At 54.6% G+C, this 23874-nt stretch carries 22 protein-coding genes; 18 read left to right on the plus strand and 4 right to left on the minus strand.

The genetic code is table 11. The features are described from left to right. Window positions 1–179 precede the first annotated feature (179 nt). From ABH899_RS07405 to ABH899_RS07460, 12 genes are all read left to right on the plus strand, one after another. Window positions 180–353, plus strand: coding sequence for a cytochrome c oxidase subunit 2A (locus ABH899_RS07405; protein WP_009677255.1), 174 nt, complete (start codon window positions 180–182; stop codon window positions 351–353). A 54-nt stretch (window positions 354–407) separates the two neighbouring features. Then, window positions 408–878, plus strand: coding sequence for a cytochrome c oxidase subunit II (locus ABH899_RS07410; RefSeq protein ID WP_369995262.1), 471 nt, complete (start codon window positions 408–410; stop codon window positions 876–878). 29 nt (window positions 879–907) lie between these two features. Continuing rightward, window positions 908–2581 (plus strand): b(o/a)3-type cytochrome-c oxidase subunit 1, encoded by a 1674-nt coding sequence (locus ABH899_RS07415; protein ID WP_369995263.1) that lies wholly within the window; start codon window positions 908–910, stop codon window positions 2579–2581. A 212-nt stretch (window positions 2582–2793) separates the two neighbouring features. Then, window positions 2794–3972: an NAD(P)/FAD-dependent oxidoreductase gene (locus ABH899_RS07420; protein ID WP_369995266.1), complete on the plus strand. Its 1179-nt coding sequence runs from the start codon at window positions 2794–2796 to the stop codon at window positions 3970–3972. A 114-nt stretch (window positions 3973–4086) separates the two neighbouring features. Continuing rightward, window positions 4087–5091, plus strand: coding sequence for a Gfo/Idh/MocA family protein (locus ABH899_RS07425; RefSeq protein ID WP_369995268.1), 1005 nt, complete (start codon window positions 4087–4089; stop codon window positions 5089–5091). Then, window positions 5084–6079, plus strand: coding sequence for a Gfo/Idh/MocA family protein (locus ABH899_RS07430; RefSeq protein ID WP_369995270.1), 996 nt, complete (start codon window positions 5084–5086; stop codon window positions 6077–6079). Before ABH899_RS07425 ends, ABH899_RS07430 begins: the two co-directional genes overlap by 8 nt. A 236-nt stretch (window positions 6080–6315) precedes the next feature. Next, window positions 6316–6669 carry a DUF1516 family protein gene (locus ABH899_RS07435; protein WP_016423976.1) on the plus strand — a complete coding sequence of 118 codons (354 nt, stop codon included), beginning with the start codon at window positions 6316–6318 and terminating at the stop codon, window positions 6667–6669. A gap of 79 nt (window positions 6670–6748) precedes the next feature. Next, window positions 6749–7384, plus strand: a complete 636-nt coding sequence (locus ABH899_RS07440; protein ID WP_009673246.1) for a KinB-signaling pathway activation protein — start codon at window positions 6749–6751, stop codon at window positions 7382–7384. 40 nt (window positions 7385–7424) lie between these two features. Further along, a complete protein-coding gene (locus tag ABH899_RS07445; RefSeq protein WP_369995273.1) occupies window positions 7425–8600 on the plus strand; it encodes an MFS transporter in 1176 nt (391 codons plus the stop codon). 215 nt (window positions 8601–8815) lie between these two features. Beyond that, on the plus strand, window positions 8816–10963 hold the full coding sequence (locus ABH899_RS07450) for a DNA topoisomerase III (protein ID WP_369995275.1): 2148 nt from the start codon (window positions 8816–8818) through the stop codon (window positions 10961–10963). A gap of 170 nt (window positions 10964–11133) precedes the next feature. Beyond that, window positions 11134–11589 (plus strand): Dps family protein, encoded by a 456-nt coding sequence (locus tag ABH899_RS07455; protein WP_369995277.1) that lies wholly within the window; start codon window positions 11134–11136, stop codon window positions 11587–11589. 159 nt (window positions 11590–11748) lie between these two features. After that, window positions 11749–13446, plus strand: coding sequence for an alpha/beta hydrolase family protein (locus ABH899_RS07460; protein ID WP_369995280.1), 1698 nt, complete (start codon window positions 11749–11751; stop codon window positions 13444–13446). A gap of 80 nt (window positions 13447–13526) precedes the next feature. Here the strand turns inward: ABH899_RS07460 and ABH899_RS07465 are convergent, their stop codons facing one another. Then, on the minus strand, window positions 13527–14642 hold the full coding sequence (locus tag ABH899_RS07465; protein ID WP_369995282.1) for an NAD(P)H-dependent flavin oxidoreductase: 1116 nt from the start codon (window positions 14640–14642) through the stop codon (window positions 13527–13529). Between the two features lie 253 nt (window positions 14643–14895). Between ABH899_RS07465 and ABH899_RS07470 the strand changes: the two genes are divergently transcribed. Together ABH899_RS07470 and ABH899_RS07475 are read left to right on the plus strand one after the other, a co-directional pair. Then, on the plus strand, window positions 14896–15897 hold the full coding sequence (locus ABH899_RS07470; protein ID WP_009673232.1) for an NAD(P)H-quinone oxidoreductase: 1002 nt from the start codon (window positions 14896–14898) through the stop codon (window positions 15895–15897). Window positions 15898–16114: 217 nt separating this feature from the next. Beyond that, the gene (locus ABH899_RS07475; RefSeq protein WP_369995284.1) at window positions 16115–17785 is read left to right on the plus strand and encodes a fibronectin type III domain-containing protein; all 1671 of its coding nucleotides are present in this window, start codon (window positions 16115–16117) and stop codon (window positions 17783–17785) included. A gap of 181 nt (window positions 17786–17966) precedes the next feature. Here ABH899_RS07475 and ABH899_RS07480 read toward each other — a convergent pair whose 3' ends face one another. Beyond that, entirely contained in the window at window positions 17967–18779 is an 813-nt protein-coding gene (locus ABH899_RS07480) for a divergent polysaccharide deacetylase family protein (RefSeq protein ID WP_369995286.1), read from the minus strand. A gap of 376 nt (window positions 18780–19155) precedes the next feature. Here ABH899_RS07480 and ABH899_RS07485 point away from each other — a divergent pair, with 376 nt between their 5' ends. Then, window positions 19156–20469, plus strand: a complete 1314-nt coding sequence (locus ABH899_RS07485; protein WP_369995289.1) for a hemolysin family protein — start codon at window positions 19156–19158, stop codon at window positions 20467–20469. 96 nt (window positions 20470–20565) lie between these two features. On the opposite strand, the gene ABH899_RS07490 is transcribed toward ABH899_RS07485, so the two are convergent. Next, window positions 20566–20658 carry a YjcZ family sporulation protein gene (locus ABH899_RS07490; protein WP_206735010.1) on the minus strand — a complete coding sequence of 31 codons (93 nt, stop codon included), beginning with the start codon at window positions 20656–20658 and terminating at the stop codon, window positions 20566–20568. Window positions 20659–20889: 231 nt separating this feature from the next. After that, a complete protein-coding gene (locus tag ABH899_RS07495) occupies window positions 20890–21525 on the minus strand; it encodes a DsbA family oxidoreductase (protein WP_369995292.1) in 636 nt (211 codons plus the stop codon). Between the two features lie 192 nt (window positions 21526–21717). On the opposite strand from ABH899_RS07495, the gene ABH899_RS07500 reads away from it, so the two are divergent. From ABH899_RS07500 to yidD, 3 genes are all read left to right on the plus strand, one after another. Continuing rightward, a complete protein-coding gene (locus tag ABH899_RS07500; RefSeq protein WP_369995294.1) occupies window positions 21718–22620 on the plus strand; it encodes an MBL fold metallo-hydrolase in 903 nt (300 codons plus the stop codon). Between the two features lie 242 nt (window positions 22621–22862). Next, window positions 22863–23276: a Fur family transcriptional regulator gene (locus tag ABH899_RS07505; protein ID WP_009673233.1), complete on the plus strand. Its 414-nt coding sequence runs from the start codon at window positions 22863–22865 to the stop codon at window positions 23274–23276. Next, window positions 23273–23512 (plus strand): membrane protein insertion efficiency factor YidD, encoded by a 240-nt coding sequence (gene yidD, locus ABH899_RS07510; protein WP_218229745.1) that lies wholly within the window; start codon window positions 23273–23275, stop codon window positions 23510–23512. Before ABH899_RS07505 ends, yidD begins: the two co-directional genes overlap by 4 nt. The last annotated feature ends 362 nt before the right edge of the window (window positions 23513–23874 follow it).

Raw genomic sequence — 23874 nt, forward strand, 5'->3', positions numbered from 1 at the left:
ATTTTACATATGATTTGCTCTGTCATTATACCATGTAGAACCAGGTCTCGATACCTAAAACCTTGTAACAAAATCGTTACAATTTCATAAAGAATTTGTGATTATTATCACATGTGGGTGCTCATGCCGAAGGTAAGATGAAACCATGAAAAGCTTCATTGACAAAGGGGGATGCCGCTATGGCAAAGCTCGCGCCTGCCAAGGAAAAGCAGGACATTAAGCCCGCTCCGCAAAGCGGGGCGAACGAGAAGGAACCGGAGCTGAAAGGCGCTTTCGCATCGGTTATGATTCTGGGCGCGTTTATTCTGATTACTTGGTTCGGCGTATTTGCTCTGTACCTTATAAGAAGTTAACGGGACAAATGCGCCAAAAGTTCCGCGAATCGGAAAAAAAAGAGGGGATATTACATGCATATTCATCGTTTGGAGAAAATCTGGATCGTTTTCGGCATCTCCATGCTCATCGTTTTCCTGTCCGTGATCGGCGTATCCGCGTTTGCGATGGGAATGAACCCGCCGACCGGCCATGCGCACACGATCGATCCGGCGAAGGTCGATTTGACGCCGCCTTTCGATCAGCCGGGCCTGAAGAAAGTAGGGGAGAACGAATACGAAGCCGTTATGACCGCTTTCGCGTTCGGTTACAAGCCGGATAAGATGGAAATTCCCGAAGGAGCGACCGTGCATTTTATGATCACAAGCAAGGACGTCGTCCACGGGTTTGAAATCCCGGGCACAAATGTAAACATGATGGTGCTTCCGGGGGAAGTGAATCATCTTACGTATAAGTTCGACAAGCCGGGTTCTTATCTCGTGCTCTGCAACGAATACTGCGGCGGAGCCCACGAATGGATGAAAACGACGATAGTCGTTAACTAAACCCACCGGCAGAAAGGAAGTCGTTATGTATGAACGGAACCGACACGCAACCGGCGCGGCAAGCCGCCGCTGCCTTTAATCCGAAAGACAGCAAGCTCGTCCTCGCTCACATTTTATTCGCTTTTGGCGCGCTTCTTCTCGGAGGTATTGCCGGAGTGCTGCAGGGCCTAGTCCGCGGAGGCATGATCAAACTGCCCGCCGGTATCGGCTATTATCAGCTGCTGACAGCACACGGCGTGCTGATGGCGCTCATTTTTACGACCTTTTTCATTATCGGATTCCTGTATTCGGGTATCTCCAAAACGCTCGGAGGCGAGCTGCTGCCGCTGCCGCGGCGCCTCGCCTGGCTCGGATTCGGCCTAATGGCGGGCGGAACCGCGCTGGGAACGGTTTTTATCCTGCTCAACAAAGCGTCCGTGCTATACACGTTCTATGCTCCTCTTAAGGCATCGCCGTATTTCTACATCGCATTGACGATGGTTGTCGTCGGCAGTTGGATGAGCGGCTTCGGCATCTTCATCAATTACCGCTACTGGAAGCGGACTCATAAGGGGCAGTTGTCGCCGCTGTTTGCCTTCATGGCGGTCATTACGATGCTGCTCTGGCAGGTCGCGACCATCGGGGTAGCGGCGGAGGTTCTGCTCCAGCTGATTCCTTGGTCGTTCGGCTGGGTCGACACCGTCAACGTCCTTCTGAGCCGCACCTTATTCTGGTACTTCGGTCATCCGCTCGTTTACTTCTGGCTGCTGCCCGCCTATATTTGCTGGTATACGATTATTCCGAAAGTTATCGGCGGCAAAATATTCAGCGACGCGCTTGCCCGGCTTTCGTTTATCCTGTTCCTGCTGTTCTCGATTCCGGTAGGGTTTCACCATCAGTTGACAGAGCCCGGAATCAGCTCGTTCTGGAAATTCCTTCAGGTTATTCTAACCTTCATGGTCATCGTTCCTTCCCTGATGACGGCGTTCTCGCTGTTCGCCACCTTCGAAACGACAGGCAGGGCGAATGGGGCCAAAGGCCTGTTCGGCTGGTTTAAGTTTCTCCCTTGGAAGGACGTCCGCTTCTTCGCTCCGTTTATGGGGATGCTGATCTTCATCCCGGCGGGAGCGGGCGGCATCGTCAATGCCAGTAACCAGATGAACCAGGTCGTACACAATACCCTCTGGGTAACGGGGCACTTTCATCTGACCGTCGCGACCAGCGTGGCCCTTACTTTCTTCGGGATCACCTACTGGCTGATCCCTGCGATCACGGGCCGGCAGCTGACGCAAAGGCTGCACAAGCTGGGAATTTGGCAGACGATTCTCTGGTGCGTCGGCATGTTCTTCATGTCGGGCTCCATGCACACCGTCGGCCTGCTCGGCTCGCCCCGCCGCACCGCTTACACGACGTACGAGAATCATCCCGACACGGTGCTGTGGATGCCGTATCACGTCGCGATGGCGATCGGCGGTATGATTCTTTTCGTAGCCGTGCTCCTGATGATCTATAATGTCATTGCGCTTATGCGTTCGCCTAAAGGCGAGACGGAGTACCCGATCGCTGAAGTGCGTGACGCATCGGAGCCGACTCCGAAGCTGTTCGAGCGCTGGGGGCTTTGGCTCGGCGTCACCGCCGTTCTGATCCTTGTCGCGTATACGATACCGGTCGCCCAGATGATGGGCGGAGATACACCTGGCTCGATCCCTTTTGTAACCTGGTAAAATAGCAAAATAACAACCCGCCTTGTGTAGTTTACACGGGCGGGTTTTTCGCGATTTTCGTACAAGGAAGGCGTTCCCAGTTATAACGGTTCCGGAATCGGGTAGTGAACGTTAGAATACACAGACGACTAAGGAGCCGTGAAATAATGGATCTGATTACAGGAAATCCTCTCTGGCCTCATACAAGTAACGTAAAAAAGCGATATCCTCGGTTGGAGGAAGATATAGAATGCGAAGTTCTGGTCATCGGCAGCGGAATGTCCGGGGCCATGAGCGCTTACATGCTTACGAAGGCGGGATTCGATACCGTCCTTGTGGATTCAAGGGAAATAGCCGGCGGCAGTACGATGGCGAATACCGGCCTCATTCAATTTTTCAACGACAAAACGTTAACGAGCTGCATCCACACCTACGGGGAGGAGAATGGCGTGGCCTTCTACAAGCTGTGCGAGGATGCGGTTCGCACTCTGGGGCGGATCTGCGAAGAGGAAGGGATCGACGCCCAGTTTCAGCGGAGGGAATCGCTTTACATGGCTTCCGCCGAAGCGGATGTGCCGATGCTGGAGGAAGAATACCGGACGCTGAACAAATACGGATTTGAAGTCGAGTACTTGCAGCCAAGCGACATAGCGGATAAATTCTCTTTCACAAAACCCGGGGCTATTCTCGCGTCCGGGGATGCGGCCATCAATCCGTACGCCTGCGTTAACGGCCTTATCGAAGTGTCGACCGCAAGGGGAATGAGAGTCTATGCCCGGACCGAAATCGATTCACGGTTGGAGACGTCGAACGGAACAGTCTTTTATACGAAAGAACGGCGGCGGATACAGGCGAAGTATGCGGTTTATTCGACGGGATACGAAACCCAGGAAATGAAACGCAACCGCAACGCCAAGCTGCTCACCTCCTACGCGATCGCGACTCAACCGGTGGGAGAATTTCCCGGATGGTACAAGGAGTGCATGATTTGGGAGACGGCCCGCCCTTATCTGTATATGCGAACGACCGCGGACGGAAGGATTATTGTGGGAGGGGAAGACGAAGACATGCTTCCCGAAGAAGAACGGATAAACCGCCTTGCGGTCAAGACGGGTATTTTGCTGGACAAAGCGAAAGCCTTGTTTCCGGAGCTTGACCTCCGCGCGGAATTTTCGTGGGCGGCGGTTTTCGGTGAAACGCATGACGGGTATCCGCTGATCGGCGTGCAGGACGGATTTCCGAACAGCATGTTCTCGCTCGTATACGGCGGGAACGGAACGGTATACTCTGTGCTGGGCGCCGAAATGATTGTGAACCGGCTGCAAGGACTTACCCATCCGGGGGAGCGGCTGTTCCGGTTCGACAGACCTCGTCATACCCCGTCGGCTTCCGAGGTCAAGCAAGTAGGCTAAGAAAAATTAATGCCTTCTTAACATACAGACATTTTATGGCTTCTTCCTATCCTATATAATGAAGGGAGCTGTGTGTACCGCACAGATTTTTGCTTCAGGGAGAGGAGAACAAGCATGAAAGTCGCCGTAGTTGGCTGCGGAACAATGGGGACCGTTCACGGAACGGACTATCATCGGCTGCCGGGAGTCGAATTAACCGGAGTTTGCGATCTCGACCGGGAAACGGCCCGGGACTTGGCCGGACAAGTGCAGACGAAAGCGTACTTTTCTTTCGAGGACATGATGGCGGAGGCGGAGATCGACGTCGTCAGCATTGCTCTGCCGACCAACCTGCACAAGGAATATGTCATGAAAGCGGCCGATCTGGGAAAGCACGTCATTTGCGAAAAACCGATTGCGCTGACACTGAAAGATGCCGAAGAAATGATCGCCTACTGTCAAAAGAAAGGCGTGCGTCTGTTCATCGGCCATGTGGTCCGTTTCTTCCCGGAATATGCGGATCTCAAACGTAAACTGGATTCCGGCGTAACCGGGGAACCCGGGGTGGCTCACTTGAAACGGGTAGGCTCGCATCCGGGAACCGTCAAGGACTGGTACAACGATTTTGACAAAAGTCACGGCGTCATCATGGACATGATGATTCACGATATCGACTTTGCCCGGTGGGCATACGGCGAAGTGCAAGAAGTATTCGCTCTCAACCGGCGCAGCGAAGAGCAGGATTACGCTCTCGTGACCCTCCGGTTTGCAGGCGGCGCCATCGCGAACCTCGAAGGCCACTGGGGCTATCCGGGCTCTTTCGCGACAGCTGCCGAATTCGCCGGCAAAGCCGGCATTATCCGGCTGAATAGCCGGGAGACGGATTCCTTGAAGCTGCTGAGGAGCAGTGCGGCGCCGGTCGGCGCACGCGGGGTGCAGGTACCGAAAAGCCCGTCTTACCAAGACCCGTACTACTACGAGCTGGAGCATTTCCTAGCCTGTATCCGGGAGGACAAGGAACCTCTCGTTTCGGCGGAGGATGCGCTGCGGGCCCTGGAAATCGTGCTGGCCGCCCTCGAATCCGCACGTACGGGACAGCCTGTCCGGCTGCCGCTAAAAGGAGGTGCCGCCCATGCGTAAGCTCAAAATCGGAATGATCAGCTTCGCTCACGGTCACGCGTTTTCGTATTTTAACGCACTGAACGCTATGCCGGAGGTCGAGGTCGTCGGAATTGCCGACGAAGAGAAAGACCGTGTCGCCAAAATTACGGAAACTTACGGGATCTCTTACTACAGCACGGCGGAAGAACTGCTGAGAACCGATCTAGATGCCGTCGTCATCTGTTCCGAGAATTCCCGCCATGCGGAACTTACGATAGCTTCCGCCAAAGCCGGGAAGCACATCCTGTGCGAGAAGCCGCTCGGCATCTCCACGGCGGAGATGGAAGAGATGATCACGGTGTGCCGGGACCATGGCGTGCAGCTGATGACAGCGTTTCCGTGCCGCTACATACCGGCTGTCGTGCAGGCCAAGGAAGCCGTCGACCGCGGGGAAATCGGCGAGATTATCGCCATCAAAGGAACCAACCGCGGCAGCATGCCGGGCGGATGGTTCGTCGACAAGAAGCTCTCCGGCGGCGGAGCCGTGTTCGACCATACCGTCCATGTGATGGATTTGATGCGCTGGTTTCTCGGCAGCGACGTCCGTGAAGTGTTCGCCTATGCGGATACCCGCTTCCGCGGACTTGATATCGACGATGCCGGCATGGTGCACGTGAGGTTCGAGAACGGCGTTTTTGCCGTGCTGGATCCGAGCTGGTCCCGCAGCAAAACGTTCCCGACCTGGGGCGACGTAACGATGGAAATCACCGGCACGAAAGGGGTCATTTCGATCGATTCCTTCGCGCAGAAGAACGAGGTTTTCAGCGATGTCACGGGCAAGGCCCAGTGGAGCTACTGGGGAGACAACATGGACGAGTACATGATCAGAGGATTCGTCGAAGCCCTTCTCGGCGGGAAGCCGGTGCCGGTTACGGGCGAAGACGGGCTCAAAGCGGCGGCCGTCGGCCTGGCCGCGTACGAGTCGGCGCAGGCGGGCAAGCCGGTCGTTCTGAGTTCATTTTTATAAAAATCCCGGACCCTCGCGTTCCGGCGGGTTCCTTGTGCAGAGCAGGCGACCTGTCGGTTTCGCCTGGGTTTTTTCAGGTCTTTTTTCCGGTCAAAGTTTTGTGAACACTTTCCGACACTAGTGTCTTATTGGATGGGTTATTGTCTGCAAGACCTTGTAAACCCTCGGACGGCTTGATATGATAAGGGCGTTGCTGCGTCTACAAGGAATACATATACGAACATGGAGGAATCGACATGTCAGACAAGTTGTTAAACATTTTTCATCAATCGCATGCGGGATCGTGGGCGTTTATCGTCATCCTGTTTGTGGTAAGCGCCATTTTTTACCGGCAGAAAATTACTCCTATGATCCTCAGATTGTTCTACCTGATCATGCTGGTTTCCGGAATCGGCATGCTGATCGGCTACGGCTTCCCGGTCAAGTACGTGGTGAAGGGAATTATCGCTATCGTTGTGATCGGTCTTATGGAAATGATTCTCGGACGCATGAAAAGAGGACAAGGCAAGGAATCTTCGACCAAGATTCTTTTTGTCGTCTGGGCGGTTCTGATCCTGATCGTCGTGCTTCTCGGCTACGGAATCTTTTAAGTAAACGAAAAAGCGGTAGAACCGTCCCTGCCTAAATGGGGGACGGTTTTGTCCGTGTATCCGGTTAAGGAGAGAAATCATGTTAAAACCGATGCTGTTTCTGTTCTGGTCTACGATGTTGGGCGGGCTTGTTCTCGGTATTGCCGTCTGGGGAATCGGCAAGGCTATTTTCCCCGACTTTGTGTCGATGGATGTCGCGGTGAGCGGCGCAAGTGAATTTTCCATGATCATTATGGCGACACTTACCATGTGTATGATCAGCGTAGTCGGGTATTTCGCCTACCTGATGACGAATTACTACATGATCGGAATTCTCCGGAACCGCAAAGGCGCCTGGTCGGGTCTTCAGCTGTTCTTTATCGTCATGGCTATCGCGAACTTGTTTTTCCTGCGTTACCAAAGCTTTGCGGAAGGCAAGGAAAGCCTGGCGATGTATGTCGGTACTCCGGTCCTGATCGCTGTGGCGGGTTTGATCGTTTCGCAAGTGAAGGTGAAGCTGACCAATGCTTCGGCCAGAATTCCGACGCTGTTCTTTATGATCGTGGTCACCTGCCTGGAAATGCTCCCGGCTTTCAGCATCAACGATTTGACTTCGCTGCTGTACGTATCGCTGGTCCTGCTAGCCTGTAACGCGTGGCAGATTCTTATTTTCCATAAGCTGACGAACACGAAGAAACACCAGCAGATGAAAAAGGCGCAGGTTAAGAAAGCGTAATCTTTACATAGGTACAAGAAATTCCAAAGGGGCCGATCGTATGAACAAGCGTGTCGTGTTCATCATGCTGCTGATGTTTACCGTCTACCTCGGATTCGGATTAATTATCCCCGTCCTGCCCGAGCTGCTGCACGGAATACCGAAAGGAGAGACGCATCTGGGATGGGTTCTCTCCATATACTCCGTCATGTCCTTCCTCGTCTCTCCTTTATGGGGAGGCCTATCGGATAAAATCGGCCGCAGGCCCGTTCTGCTGACCGGAATTTTCGGCTTTATGATTTCCTTCATCCTGCTTGCGCTGGCGGGAACGAATCTGCCGCTCCTCTATCTATCCCGTATTTTGGGCGGCATCTGCTCGGGGGCGCTGAGCGGAGTCGCGCTGGCTTATGTCGCGGATATTACGACCCATGAGGAACGGACGAAATCCATGGGCTTCGTCGGAATGTCGATCGGACTGGGCTTTATTTTCGGTCCGGCGATCGGGGGAACCTTAAGCGTGTTCAGTTTGTCGCTCCCGTTCTGGGGAGCCGCGCTGCTGTCCGCGGGAATCTTCTGCGCGGGATTCCTGAAACTTAAAGAATCGCTGCCGGAAAACAGAGGACAGCACCAGGGGGACAAGCCGTCCCGCTGGTCTCTGCTCCGCGGAAAGCTCGGTTATCTGTATATGATGACTTTCTTCGTCACCTTCTCGCTCGCGGGCCTGGAAGCGACTTTCCAGTACTTCCAGATCGCCCGTTTCGACGTCACGCCTCTGCAGATCGGTCTGATGTTTATGTTCAGCGGATTTGCTGATGCGCTGGTACAGGGCGGGCTTGTCCGTGTCATTGCCAAGAAAAAGAAGGAAAAAATCGCGATTCTGGGCGGGCTGCTCGCCTCGGCCGTCGGCTTCCTGCTCGTGCTCGGCTCCGCCGGCTTCTGGACGGCTACGCTGGCCCTGACCGTGTTCAGCGCCGGCAACGCCATGATCCGGCCGTGCGTCAACTCGCTGTTAACCCAGCGCACCCGGCACGGTCAAGGAGTCACGACGGGACTCAGCTCGTCCATGGACAGTCTGGGCCGGATCGCCGGACCGATCACGGGCACTTCGCTCTTCGGCATTCAGCACGGCCTTCCTTTCGCGGCCGGTGCCGTCGTTTCGGTGCTGGCCGGCCTGCTGCTGCTGCGTTTCAGCCAACTGGACCGCGAATCGGGGGAGGAACTGCCGGAGACCGTTTAGTCCTGCCGTTCTATCCGCCCATGATGAAAGACCCGCCTCTGCCCGGCGGGTTTTTTCCGTTTACACGGACCCGGAAAAAAGCTCCGGAAGGCGTCCTTGGTTGACGCGGCGCCGGAAACGTTTTTACAATAGAAGAAGGAAACGAGAGGAACGGTACCGGGAAACCCCGCAATCGGGCATACCGGACCGTTACCGGTTTATTAAAGGAGAATTCGATGAGCAAATCACTTGTACTGGCCGAAAAACCGAGCGTGGCAAAAGAAATCGCCCGTGTGCTCGGATGCGGTCAAAAGCATAAATCGTATTACGAAGGTCCCGGACATGTGGTGACCTGGGCGCTCGGTCATCTCGTCGGCCTTGCGGAGCCCGAAGATTACGATACCCGTTATCAGAAGTGGAATCTGGAAGATCTGCCCATCATTCCGGGCCGCATGAAGCTTAAAGTGCTCAAGGAAACGTCCCACCAGTTCCGCGCCATTGCGGATCTGGCGAAACGCAAAGATTTGGCGGAGCTGATCATCGCGACGGACTCCGCCCGCGAAGGCGAGCTTGTCGCGCGCTGGATCATGGAAATGGTGCGGTGGAACAAGCCGTTTCAGCGGCTCTGGATTTCCTCGCAGACCGACAAGGCGATCCGCGAGGGCTTCGCGAACCTGAAGCCCGGCAAACAATACGACCGCCTGTTCCAGTCGGCGGTCTGCCGGGCCGAGGCCGATTGGCTGATCGGCCTGAACATCACCCGCGCGCTCACGAGCAAGTACGACGCGCAGCTTTCGGCCGGACGCGTCCAGACCCCGACGCTCGGGATGATCATGGACCGCGAGAAGGAAATCCGGAACTTCCGGTCCGTGGAGTACTGGACCGTGCAGGCGGATTTCGGCGCGTTCCGCGGGACGTGGCGCCAGCGTTCCGGCGAGAGCCGCCTCTTCGAGCGCGAGCGTGTCGACGCGCTCGTGCAGCGCGTCTCGGGCAAGAGCGGCAAAGTCGTCTCCGTCAAGAAGAGCGAGAAGACGGAGCCCCAGCCGCTCGCGTACGACTTGACGGAGCTCCAGCGCGATGCGAACCGCCGGTTCGGCTTCTCGGCGAAGCATACGCTCTCGACGCTCCAGCGGCTCTACGAGCAGCATAAGCTCGTGACGTACCCGCGGACGGATTCGCGGTACCTCACCAGCGATATGACGGGCACGCTCAAGGAGCGGCTCCAGTCCGTTGCCGTCGGCCCGTACGCGCCGCTCGCGAAACCGCTCATGAAGGGCCAACTGCCCGTGTCGAAGCGGATTGTGGACGATTCGAAAGTGTCGGACCACCATGCGATCATTCCGACGGATGAATACGTGAATCTGTCCGCTCTCTCAACGGACGAGAGGAAGCTGTACGACCTCATCGTCCGGCGGTTTCTCGCCCTGTTCTATCCGGCTGCCCGTTACGAGACGACTGCGATGGTCGTCGAAGTGGACGGCGAGCCGTTCCACGTGGCCGGCCGCGTCGTGAAGGATGCGGGCTGGCGGAGCGTGTACGGACCGGGAACCGCCGCGGATTCCGGTGACGGCGACGAAGAGGACGGCGGAGAAGGCGCCGACCGCGCGGATCTGCAAGAGCTTCCCGCGCTGTCCGCCGGGGATAGCGCCGGGACAGTCCGCTGCCGTGTCGGCACACACCGGACCCAGCCGCCGAAGCGGCATACGGAGGCGACGCTCCTGACGCAGATGGAGAAGCACCACCTCGGTACGCCGGCAACGCGGGCGGAAATTATCGAGAAGCTCGTCAGCTCCGATACGATCGAGCGCGAAGGCGGGTGCCTCCACCCGACGGGCAAAGGCACACAATTGATCGAGCTGGTTGCCGAGGAGCTGCGTTCTCCCGAGCTGACGGCCAAGTGGGAGCAGGAGCTTGAAGATATCGCCCGGGGACGGGGCCGCACCGAAACGTTCCTCAGCGGAATCCGCGATATGACCAAGCAGCTTGTAACCGGCGTAAGAACGAGCCAGACGGAATACAAGCCGCACAACCTGACGAACAGCCAGTGTCCCGAATGCGGAGAACGGTTAATGGAGCGGAAAAGCAAACGCGGCAAAATGCTCGTGTGCGCAAACCGTGAGTGCGAATACCGCCGCTCCGCGGAGAAGCAGCTCGTCAACCGGCGCTGCCCGCAGTGTCATAAGAAGATGGAGCTGAAAACCGGCAAAGCGGGCAAATACGTGCAGTGCCTCCCGTGCAATGTCGTCGAAGTGCTGGGCGAAAGTACGGGGAAAGTCGCCAAGCATCAGCAGCAGAAGCTCGTCAAGCAGTACAGCAAGCAAGAAGATTTAGGGTCGAGTCTGGGGGATGCTCTTAAGGCGGCCTTAGCCAAAAAAGACGATTAAACTTCATAAGTCAAAAGGGCGGGAGTGATCTCCTGCCTTTTTCACATTTATTATTTATAATAATTCTAATTAAGTATTGATTTTAAATAAGGCTGATGGTAAACTAAATGTACGGCAACAAAAGAAGAATAAATAAACCCAAATGAGCGTTATCAAGGAGGAAACGAACGATGACAACTTTGACCCGAGTGAAAACTGTTACCCAATTAAATCATCTGGCCGCCGACTGGACGGTCCTTTCCATGAAACTGCGCAACTTCCACTGGTTCGTTAACGGGCCTCATTTCTTTACGCTTCATGAAAAATTCGAAGAGTTTTACAACGAAGCGGCTCAGCATATCGACGAAATCGCGGAGCGGGTGCTGGCGTTGAAAGGCAAACCCGTCGCGACACTCGCCGAGGCTTTAAAGCTGGCCCGTCTGCAGGAAGCTGCGGGTTCCGAAACCGCGGAGCAGATGGTAGAAGCCGTGCGCGGCGACTTTGAACGGCTGATCGGGTTCCTTCAGGAAAGCATTACGGCCGCTGAAGAAGAAGGTGACGAGCCGACGGCGGATATGCTGACCGAGCTGCAGGCATCGCTTCAGAAACACGTTTGGATGCTGGGCGCCTTCCTTGGCCGCGCCTAAATTCTCTTAATAAAGGCAGGTCCCGCGGGACCTGCCTTTTTGGCGTACTTCCTACTTAAGTCCCGTCGACCGTTTGGAAGATTGTGCTATACTGATAGATGGCGGCTGCTAGAAAGAGGCTGCTAGATTCCCCAACTATTTCAAAATTGAGGTGACCTCATGAAAAAACATCTGCCAATCTGGCAATCCGCCGTGATTGCTTCCATGCTGCTCGCCGGTGCGGTTCCCGCGGCTGCGGCTTCCGCAGATACAGTTACCGCCGAAAAAGCGGCTGCCGGACCGGTCTCCGCTTCCGATACGAACGCGGCGACCGTTCTCGCTCCTCTGCGTCTTGTAAGCGAAACGGCCGGAGCCAAGGTGGCCTGGAATAACGAAGAGCGTACCGTAACCTTGTCGCTCGGGAGCGATACGATCACGCTTGCGATCGGAAAATCTACGGCCCTTATCAACGATAAAGAAGTGGAACTAGGGGCTGCGGTCCAAATCAAGGACGATAAAACGTTCGTTCCTCTGAATTTTTTGACGGAGGCTTTGCACACGGCTGTCTCCTGGGACCCGCAAACCGGTAAGCTGATCATCCCGAAAGGGGACTTGAAAGCCGCGGCAAGCGCCTTTGCCAGTCACTGGCTGCAGGGAGAAAACGAGAGCGCGGTTTCTTATTTTAACGCAGATCTCAAAAAATCCCTCAATGCCAATCAGCTTACCTACATATCGCAGTACTACACCAACATGTACGGTCCGATAACCGGGCAGCTTGGGGTCGGAACGACAAGCAATTCCGTGCATGAAAATGTGTATTTGACCTACGAAACGCAGAGTACCCTGCCGTTCCAGATGACAGTCCGGTTCGACAAGCAGGAACGTATCGACGATTTATACATACCGCCCTACTATTCTCCGGATACTTACCGGAAACCGTCTTACGACGATTCCAGCGCTTATGTTGAAAAAGAGGTGAAGCTCGGCGAAGGCAGACTCGCTCTTCCGGGCACGCTCACGCTGCCGAGTAAACCGGGTCCGCATCCGGTTGTCGTCCTCGTTCACGGTTCCGGCGCCAACGACCGTGACGAGTCCATCGGCGGCTCCAAGCTGTTCCGGGATATGGCGGTCGGCCTGGCCGCCGAGGGAATCGCCACTCTCCGCTACGAGAAAGTGACGCGCGAGCACCCGTTCAAATCGGCTACGCCGGCTTTTACCGTACAGGACGAGACTGTGGCGGATGCCGTGTACGCGGTTAATCAGCTGGCGAAGACGGAGGGGATCGATCCCCGGCGCATTTTCGTAGCGGGTCACAGCCAGGGAGGAATGGTCGTTCCGCGCGTTATCGACGGAGTCAAGGACGTGAAGCTGGCCGGTGCCGTCGTGATGGCCGGACCGACCAATTCCATCGAAGACGTCGTGCTGGAGCAGTCCAAGTACCAACTGGAAGTCAACCGGGAAAGGGGTCTGGATACGAGCATGCTGGAGCAGCAGGTCGCCTTCTGGGAGCAGCAGCTTAAGCTCATCAAAGATCCGAAGTACTCCGTGGACAACCTCCCCAAAGATCTTGCGCTGAGCAACGCCTACTGGTGGATGGATTTCCGCAACTATTCCGCTTCCGAAATCGCTAAAAAACAGGACAAGCCGATGCTGATCCTGCAAGGGGATAACGATGCCCAGGTGCTTGCTTATCATCTGGACAAATGGAAAGAAGCCCTTAAGGATCGTACGAACGTGGAGTATAAGCTGTATCCGAAGCTGAACCACGTATTTGCGGAGGTTGACGAAAAATCGACCGGCGCCGAGTATAATGAACCGGCCAATACACCGGCTTCCGTTATCAAGGATATTGCCGATTGGGTGAAGAAAACGAAGTAAGGCCGTACATTATAAAAGCCTGCACGGAAGGAAATTTCCTCTTCCGTGCAGGCTTTTTTGTGTGAGTAGGCAGCTTGCGATCAAAGCTTCCGTCCGCTCATCCGGTTCAGCACCTCGCCGGTTTCCCGTACCAGCTCTTCGATGATTTGAGCGGCTCCGTTATGTTGGGCGAGAGATGCGGCCTGACCCGCCCACATGGCCATATAGGCCGGATTGCCCGCTTTGGCGGCGCTTCGTCTGATCCCTTGAGTGAGGGCGTTCTGCGCGGGATAGGAGGGGAGCCGGCTTTCCAAAGGCTGAAGCTCTTCCAGCAGTGCCGTCCGGATGCCGCGGGCATGCTTGCCGGACACCGCTCGCGTGAGCACGGTGGACTCGTCGCTTGCGGAGAGCACGGCTTCCTTGTGGACGGCGTGGGCCCCGCTCTCCACGCAGGCGAGGAACGCCGTGCCGAGCTGCACGGCGTCCGCCCCGAGGGCCAGCGCGGCGGCTATGCCGCGGCCGTCCATGATGCCGCCGGCGGCGATGACCGGCACACGGACGCGGTCCGCGATCTGCGGCACGAGAGCCATCGTGCCGATGAGCGGCGGCTCGCCGTCGTTATCGCGCGGAAACGTGCCGCGGTGGCCGCCGGCTTCGCTGCCCTGGGCGACGATCGCGTCGACCCCGGCTTCCTCCAGCGCGGCGGCTTCCCGCATGGTCGTCGCGGTGCCGATCGTCCGGATGCCGAGACGCTCGCATTCTGCGAGAGTCGCCGCATCCGGCACGTCGAATGTGGAGCTGAATACCGGGACCCGCTCCTCCAGGAGGACGGCGAGCTGTTCCCGGTACGATTCGCTCCACACGGCGGGAGGCCGCTCCTCGCGGGTGCCCGTTTTCTCCCGCAGGGGAGCAAGCAGCCGCCAAGCTTCGTCGGCTTTTTGTCGCTGCTCCTGTTCATGAGGGCCTTGCCCGGGTTCGGGCAGGATGAACAGGTTTACGGCAAAAGGGCGGTCCGTCCGGCTGCGGATTTCGCGGACGGCGGCGGAAATTTGCTCCGGCGTCATGTAGCCGGCGCCGAGCGTCCCGAGGCCGCCGGCTTCGGATACGGCGGCTACGAGGGCCGGCGTTGTGCTTCCTCCGGCCATTCCGGCCTGGATGAGGGGATAGCGGATTTGAAAAAGCGTGCAAATCCGGTTGGAGCGGTTGGAAGGATTCATGATCGGGAGCCTCGCTTTCTGATCTGTTTTTTTGCGGGCACGGTTGACTGCTGATTGGCTGCAGGGGGGATCTTTTTAAGAAAAAAATAGGGCTATGCGTTTATCCCGGCCCGGCGTCTATAATTCAAGCGGATGTTATAAGTATACCTCGGTTGGAACAATTTTGCTGCCGGGCGGCGGGCAAGCAATTGCCATCTGCGCGTGGTATACTAATACCTATTGCAGATGTTTATCAACCAGAGGAGTGATCCCGATGAAGGCGGTACAGATCAAACAATACGGCGGACCGGAAGAGCTGTATATCGGGGAAAGGCCGGACCCCGTTGCGGGCGAAGGCGAATTGCTTATCCAAGTGAAGGCGGCGGGTCTCAACCGTGCGGATCTGATGCAGCGTGAAGGCAAGTACCCGGCGGTTCCGGGGGAATCGGACATACTCGGCCTGGAAATGGCAGGCGTTGTTATAGGGGTAGGAAGCGGCGTTACCGGCTGGAGAGAAGGCGAGCGGGTCTGTGCGCTCCTTCCCGGGGGCGGTTATTCCGAGCGGGTAGCCGTTCCTGCCGGCATGGCGATGCGGCTGCCGGCTAATCTGAGTTATGCGGAAGGAGCGGCTATTCCGGAGGCATTTCTGACGGCTTATCTGAACCTCGTTAAACTGGGGGGGATGACGGAAGGAGACTACGTGCTCATTCATGCAGGCGCAAGCGGGGTCGGTTCGGCTGCGATTCAGCTGGCCCGGGAATTCGGGGCTCATGCTCTGGTGACGGCGGGCTCAAGCGAAAAGCTTGAATTTTGCCGGGAGCTTGGCGCGGAAGGCGGCTGGAATTACCGCGAAGGCTCGTTCGTCCCTTGGCTTAACGAGGCGACAGGCGGACACGGCAGCGATATTGTCCTTGATCTCGTGGGCGCCCCGTATTTTACGGACCATCTGGCCGGCGCCGCCGTAGGCGGACGTATCGTCCTCGTGGGCATGACGGGCGGTTCCGAAGTCCCGATGGAGAGCTTTGATTTGAATCCTCTGCTCATGAAAAGGATTTCCATCATCGGGTCCACGCTGCGCAGCCGCAGCCGCGAGGACAAAATCCGGCTGACCCAGCAGTTCTGGCAGCAGGCCGGTCCGGGCTTCGCGGACGGTGCTCTCCATCCGGTCGTAGACCGGATTTTCCCGTGGAGCCGTGTGCGTGAAGCCCATGAGTGGATGGAAGCGAACCGGAACAAAGGCAAAGTGATTCTGGATATTACCGCGGATGCGGAATAATTAAATCGGTTTTAAATCGGTGAAAAACCGGAAAAGCACTCTAACTATAAAATTTAGTTGGAGTGCTTTTTGTTATGTCATTCTATTTCAATAATATTACTAAGAAATAAATTTATAGGTTATTAATATTATATTTAAAAATATATAGTTTATTTTATAGGCCTATAGTATTATTATAATAATAAATAAAAACATATTAGTGGAGGAAAAATTAAAAATGATTAAAAAGCTGAGTTTATTTTCGTTTCTTTTGGCATTTTTTATTTGTGTTGTGAGTCAAAACGAAGCCGCTGCGGCAGGAACCTATTTAGGCGGCTTATTGGATAATGTTCCGCTGAAAACGGGCCCTAATTTTCAACAACCGACAGGCGCCGATGTAAAAGCAATAACCGATGGCGATGCTTCAACCAGGCATTACATGCAGTATCCGTTGGTCTGGCACAAATTTGAGGATGAACAAACTATTGGTGCGGTAATTGTGAACGGTAAAGGGGCCATTGTCGAATTTTACAATTCGAAAGAAGAATTGGTGGGTACCTATACTCCCGTTACGAACGACGGTGTTGAATCTCTTCCTGAACCTGTGGAACACGTATCGATTATCGTCTTAAAACATCCAGACAAAAATGTATTCGAGTGGAACGTTTTTAACACTGCGATTTACAAAGCAGAGCCCACAATGATTACTTGGATACAGGCAGGAGACAAATCAGTAGATTTGGATTGGAAAACGACCGGGGCTGAATCTTATAATGTGAGAAGATCCGCTTCTCCTGGCGGTCCGTATGCTTTGATCGCGAATGTTAAAGGAACCTCCTATGCCGATGAGTCTGTAGTGAATGGAAAAACTTATTACTACGTAGTAACTTCCGTAAATGCAGCCGGAGAAAGTATTCCCTCTTTAGAAAGATCGATAAAACCGGAAGCGACCATATACACAGGCGGATTATTGGACCGTAAAGTACTGGATCTGGGTACAACCTTCGGCAAATCTACGGGAACGACTCGTATTATGACTGATAACGATGAATACAGCATGCAGCTTGTTCGCGGAATGGCCTGGTATTCTTTTAAGACTCCAGTGAATATTGAGTCGATCATTGTCTATGGCGCTCCGGGCTCAAAAATAGAATTTTATAGGGCGGATGAAACACTCATCGATACTTTTGTACCGACTTTGAACAACAAAACAGAAAATTTACCGTCTCCTGCGAAAAACGTGACCTCGGTAGTGCTTAAACATACGGAAGGTAACTTCCGTGAATGGAACGTCTTCGGCAAATCCGTCGAGCCGCCGGTTGCCGCTCCGCTTAACCTGACAGCCGCAGGCGGGGACAAGAAAGTTACGCTTGCATGGAACAGCGTGAACAATGCGACTAGCTACAACGTTAAACGCAGCACAACTGCAGGCGGTCCGTACGTAACCGTCGGTTCAGTTACGGGTGCGACGTATACGTACACCGATACAAATGTCGTCAACGGCACGACTTACTACTATGTAGTAACGGCTGTAGCCCCAGCGGGAGAGAGCGCTCCGTCCAACGAAGCGTCCGCTACTCCTAAAGCGGGAGACGTAGTCATTCCGCCGGTGGAAGAATCCGGTGACAGCGCTATTCTCGTCATCACGCTTAACAACGGAACCGAGAAAGAGTACGACCTTTCCATGAACGAAGTGAACGCGTTTATCGCTTGGTATGAAGGCCGCGCGGCTGGCAAAGGCCCGGTTATGTTCGCGATCGACAAGCACGAGAACAACAAGGGACCTTTCAAAAACCGTAAGGATTACATCCTATACGACAAAATCATTACGTTCGAAGTGAACGCCTACGATAACGGCAAAGGCGAAACCACGCCTCCCGTTAATCCAGAAGACCCCGGCAATTTATAAATCGGAACTTCAGCGGAAAAAGATAAGCTTTCACGGCAAAAGGCCCTTGATCAGGTAAATACGATCAAGGGCCTTTTGTTTACAATCGTGCGCTGCTTACTGCCTTCCATGTGCAGCGTCTCATAACGGCTCGGGGCATCCATTCCTTATCCGGAAATAAGGTCGGAGACGATCCGCTTGTTCACGGGGCCGTTTCTGGCGCAGGAGGCTTGTATAACTCGCTGAGTTTAACGAAGGACAGGGTGTCCTTCAATTTCGGCAGCGTATCCCTCAGGGCCGAGGCCGTTATTTCTCCCTTGGCCCCGACGTGGCCGATGGCGATGCACGGCTGATGCGCTTTGGAATGGGCGCCGATCAGCTGAATCTGCTGGGTTACTTTGCTTTTCGTATGGATATCATCCAGAAAAAGATGGTTTTCCAAACAAGGCACGTCGGCTTTTTTGGCCTCCCGGCAGGCGATGCTCCGGTAATTCGTATGGCTGTCCAGAAAGAAGAGCCCTCTTTCTCGCAGCACCTCCATCACAAGCCGCATCACGCGTTCATCGCCGGTCGCCTTGGAGCCCATATGATTGTTCACTCCGATCGCGTGCGGGATATCGTCAATGGCGGCGTTGACCCGTTTGCGCACCTCGGCATCGCTCAGATCCGTGGTAATGACACCGGGACCTAGCCAGCTTTTGCGGCCGCTGACGGGCTCCATCGGAAGATGGACGATTACGTCGTGTCCTTTGCCGAACGCTTTCTCGGCATCGCTGTGCGAGGAAGGGAGAAACGGCATAACGGCGGCCGTAATCGGAAAAGGCAAATCCAGAATCGCTTCGGTGCCTTTCATGTTGTTGCCGAGGTCGTCGATGATGATGGCGGCCTTTCTGACTGCTGGGGGTTCGTCCACGTGTGCCGACGCAGCGCCTTCGAGTCCTGTACATATGGACAAGCCTGCAAGCAATAGAGTCAAAACGAGCAGACGGCGGGACCGGAACCGGATACCAGGCATAATCGCATTCCTCCCGGCGGTAATTTTTTTGATGCCGTTCTTTTTTTAATATGGGAATGCCTGACGAAAGTTATGCGGGGAGCAGAAAAAGGAGGCTGCAACGGTGCCGAAAATGGTATAAATTCCAAGCCGCGGCGAATAGCATGGAGTAAATCCTCAAAAATTGCGAAAGGGGTGTCACAATCCGGACGATGCTCCGGTTCGCGCCTTTATGCTGGCTATCCCTGGCTTTGACTTCAAAAACCGCGAGACGCTATACTGTAAAGTAGGAAGGACTCAAACCTTTTTTGATCTTTCATTTTTCAACTTAAAAGGAGGTGTACCTGTCTGCTTCCAAGAGGCGGATAGGGATTAATTGGATAGTGACCCTTTACCAGTGTTACTGAATTTTGTACTGATTGTGGTTCTCGTTCTACTGAACGGATTTTTTGTGGCAGCGGAATTTGCGATGGTGAAAGTGCGCGCAAGCCGTATCGATGCGCTTGTCCTGGAAGGGAATGTGAAGGCGCGCTTCGCCGGCAAAATCGTTCAGAACATGAATGCGTATTTGTCCGCCTGCCAGCTCGGCATAACCCTGACGTCTTTGGCGCTTGGTTGGATCGGCGAGCCTACGGTGGCGTATGTACTCGAACCGCTATTGGTGAACATTGGTGTCCCACCTGTTATTATTCACACCATTTCTTTTATCATCGCATTCTCGGTTATTACGGCGTTTCACATTATTATCGGGGAGCAGTTTCCCAAAACGTATGCGATCCGCAAATCGGAAGAAGTGACTCTTTGGGTTGCCGGTCCGGTCCTGATTTTTTACAAAATCATGTATCCTTTCATCTGGATGCTGAACGGAACCTCCAACTGGCTGCTCCGCAAATCCGGCATTGAACCCGAGGGCGACCACGATACGGTTCATACGGAAGACGAGATCCGGCTGCTGATGAAAGAGAGCCACCGGAACGGGCTGATCGACAATACGGAACTCACCCTGGTGGATAATATTTTTGAATTCACGGAAACGAACGCACGCGAAATTATGATTCCGCGTACGGAAATGGTGTGCCTGCATGCCGCCCATTCCTTCGAAGAAAACAAGGAAATGGCCATCCAGGAACTTTACACGCGTTATCCGGTTTGCGACCCGGACAAAGATAACATTATCGGCTTTGTCCATATCAAGGATTTGTTAAAAGCAAGCGACCAGCTTGACGATATACGCAAGATTATAAGACCGCTCATGACGGTGCCCGAGTCGATGCCGATCAGTACGCTGCTCAAGCTGATGCAGAAACGCAAAACGGAAGTGGCGCTGCTGATCGACGAATACGGCGGCACGTCGGGTCTTGTAACGGTTGAAGACATTCTGGAAGAAATCGTCGGCGAGCTGCAGGACGAATTCGACCATGAACGTCCCGTTATGGAGAAGAAAGACGAATTTACGTACTCGATCGACGGCATGATGCTTATCGAGGAAGTGAACAATCATTTCGGTACGGAAATCGAAACCGAGCATTACGATACGATCGGCGGCTGGGTTTATTCCCAGGTGGAAATTCCGCCTATGAAAAACCAGCGCATCCACCTGGGGCCGCTTCAGTTTATCATTGATGAAGTAGAGCATATGCGGATCGTACGGCTGATCGTACGCAAGGAACCTCCTGAAGAACAAGTGCTGCTTCAGCAGGTCGTGTCTTAATAAACTCAAACACAAGAAAACGCCGCGTTTCCGCGGCGTTTTCTTGTGTTTCTTCTATAGCGGAGAATGTACTGGATATGGAATCCTTGTAGCTGCTTAGAATGTTGCAAGAACAATGACCAGCAAGATGTAAAGAACCAGAATGACCGCTGTGCTCGTGAACCCAATGCCTGCTCCGTAACCCGACATGTTAACGCCTCCCCGAGTTTGTGTTGTGCTTTGTTTACAGAGTTATCTTATGAAGGGCGGGGGCGTTTGTCATGGACGGACGCCCGGGGAGTCCAAATTTTTACGAAAAGCCGTCTGGACCCGCTGCATTTTTGTGAAGATATGCAAAAGAGTGCAGGCGGCCGACGGCCGGCCGGTACAGGGCAAAATCGTCATCGTCGTCGTGATCCTGTCCGTGCCCGGCCTATCCCGTTATTCCCGGTTCTCGCTTACGCGCTTCATAATGTCCACCAGAGCCTCGGGAGGTCTGGCTCCGGAGAAGCCGACTTTTTTATTGAGGATAAAAAAAGGCACACCGTTTATGTTCAGCCGCTTAGCGAGGGCATAATCCGCCCGTACGCTGTTTTCGACGTCTTCGTGATGAAGGCGCTTTGCGGTTTCGGCTGGATTTAATCCGCATTCCCCGGCAATCCGCAGCAGTACGGATTCCGTGCCGATGTCAAGGCCCTCTTCAAAATAGGCCCGGTAAATGCGGTCAAGGACGAGCGATTTCGAACTCTCCGGCACGGCGGCGATCAGTTGATGAGAGAGGCGGGTATCCGGCATCGACAATATCCGGTCAAAACGGAAGGGGACGCCCGCCTGCCGTCCGGCCCGCGTGACGCCGTCCAGTACGGCCTGCAGCTTTTCCCCTTGGGGGTCCTGCAGCTTCCGGTTCATCGCTTCCGTAAAGGGGACGCCCTTAGGCGGGATAGACGGGTCGAGGCGGAAGGCCCTGAAGCGGACAGAAACGGGTTCGCCTTTCCATAAACCGAGGGCCTCCGTCAGATAGGACTTACCGATCCGGCACCAGGGACAGACGGTATCCTGAAAAACATCGATAATCAATAGAGTCAGCTCCTTCCGTCCTAGAATCTTTCCACGCGTGTATCGAAATAAAGCATACTCATTATAGTATACTTCCTGCCGGAAACCGAAACGCTCCGACCTGCCAAAACCCGGAAGATTGTTTGAGACCCGGTGAAAACGGCTAAAAAACCTGATGGAGTTCTTAAACTAGCGAAGAGGAGCGATCTTAAGGTGGCAGATAAAAAAGACAAAAACAAAGACAAAACCAAACGGGGCGAACCGATCATCGGACAAATCGACCGTACGCTCGTTCCGGATAAGGCCCTTGCTCTCTGGCATCTGGGTCAGGAAGGCATAGCTTTTAAAGCGGCGGGAATCATCGGATATGTGGATCCGTATTTAAGCAATTACATAGATGACGAATTCGGCCATTCGCCGCGCAACTTCGAAACACCTCTTTCCCCGGAGCTCATCGGGCATGCGGATCTCGTTCTGATCACGCACGATCACCCCGACCATCTCGATCCGGTCTCCGTACGCGCGATAGCGATCGCTTCCCCGCAAGCGTCGTGGATCTGTCCGGCACCGGTGGTTCCGCAGCTGACAGAGCTCGGGATTGCTCCGGACGCGGTAATCGGAGCCCGGGCGGGGCAGATGATCGACTTCCGGGATATGCGGATTACGCCGGTGACCGGCAAGCACGAAGACTTCGAAACGGATGAGAACGGGAATCACCGGTATCTCGGCTATGTCATAGAGCTCAACGGAGTTACGCTGTATCATGCCGGAGATACGGTCGGATACGCGGGTCTGCTGGAGACGCTTCGTCCGCACCGGATCGATATTGCCTGCCTGCCGATTAACGGCCGGGATATCAAACGGTACGAAGCTAATCTCATGGGCAATATGAATTTCCGTGAAGCCGCGGATCTCGGGGTCGGGATCGGAGCGGATTTGATCGTGCCCATGCACTACGACCTGTTTGCGTTCAATACGGAGAATCCGGCTTATTTTGTCGACTATGTCCATCATACGTACCCTCACCAGAAGTTTAAGCTGTTTGCCCCCGGAGAGAGGCTGATATATTATGCCGATGATGAAATGAAAGAAAGCGGCGGGGAGAGCGGGGATTAAGCTTCCCTGTAGGGGTTCCCGGACCCTACCGGCTTAACGGCTTGAACGGAGCGTCTTGTCCGCCGCAAACCTTTCGAAGGGAAGTGTGCGGGCAAGCGCCGCCGCAAGTCCGGTATAAGTGACCGGAGCGGGCGTATCCGCATCGACGGTCTAAAAGCGGGACCTTCGGCCTGCTCCCTTGTTGACGCTGCTGTCCTTATAAGGCATTATTAAGAGATAAGATGCAGCTTGGAGGGACCGCAGTGAAAGCCGAAGAAATTATACAGGCCATGTCCGAACAAGGGATGCGGATAACCGATCAAAGACGCACGTTGGCGGAATTGTTCGCCAAGTCCGAAGGGTATGTGACACCGAAAGCCGTGTATGAAAGCATGGGGAAAACATACGGCGGCCTCAGTTTTGATACGGTCTACCGCAATTTGAGAATCATGCACGACATGGGCGTGCTGGAACAGTTTGTCTTCGAAGACGGGATCAAGTTCCGTGCCCGTTGTTCGGAGATGGATCACCATCATCATCTGATCTGCCTGCAGTGCGAGAAAACGATCCCGTTCGTCTTTTGTCCTATGGACGAGGTGAAGGGATTGCCGGAAGACTTCAAGGCGGTCAAACATAAATTCGAGATCTACGGATACTGCAAGGATTGCCAGAAATGAAAAAGGTGCTCCAGGCACCCATTCACGCCTACCGTAAATATATATCCCCTCTTAAACCGCCTACCTGCCGCTTCTATCCGACCTGTTCCCAGTACGCGCTGGAGGCGATAGAGCGGCACGGGCCGTTATACGGATCGTGGCTGGCGGCCAAGCGGATCTGCCGCTGCCATCCTTTTCACCCGGGCGGGGTCGATCCGGTTCCACCGCCGCGGAAAGAGGGGCGAAATACCGGTTGACACAATTTGCGGGATTCGCTATATTGTTGGTTAAACCTGCCTTTTCGCGGGAACAATGAAGCTAGAACGATCATCACTTTATGAATAGACAGGTTCGATGAACGGATGAGTACGGGAGGAAGCTGCTGCAGAGAGCCGGGTCAGGTGAAAGCCGGTGCAGTCGGAACCCCGGAGTATGGTCCAGGAGAACATGCCTTCGAGCGGCCCGGATGAGGAAGGATTACCCTTCCCGCGTCAGGGCGTAAGGGGGCATCGCTTGTCCGGCGTTAACGGACGGAGCCGCCGGGCAGCCGGCGGCTGCCGAGCTTCGCCCTCGCAAGAGGCGGAGGAATCTGGGTGGTACCGCGTGAGCGCAGCTCTCG

Origin of the sequence: Paenibacillus sp. RC84 (assembly GCF_041260495.1) — a bacterium.
Classification (GTDB): domain Bacteria; phylum Bacillota; class Bacilli; order Paenibacillales; family NBRC-103111; genus Paenibacillus_F.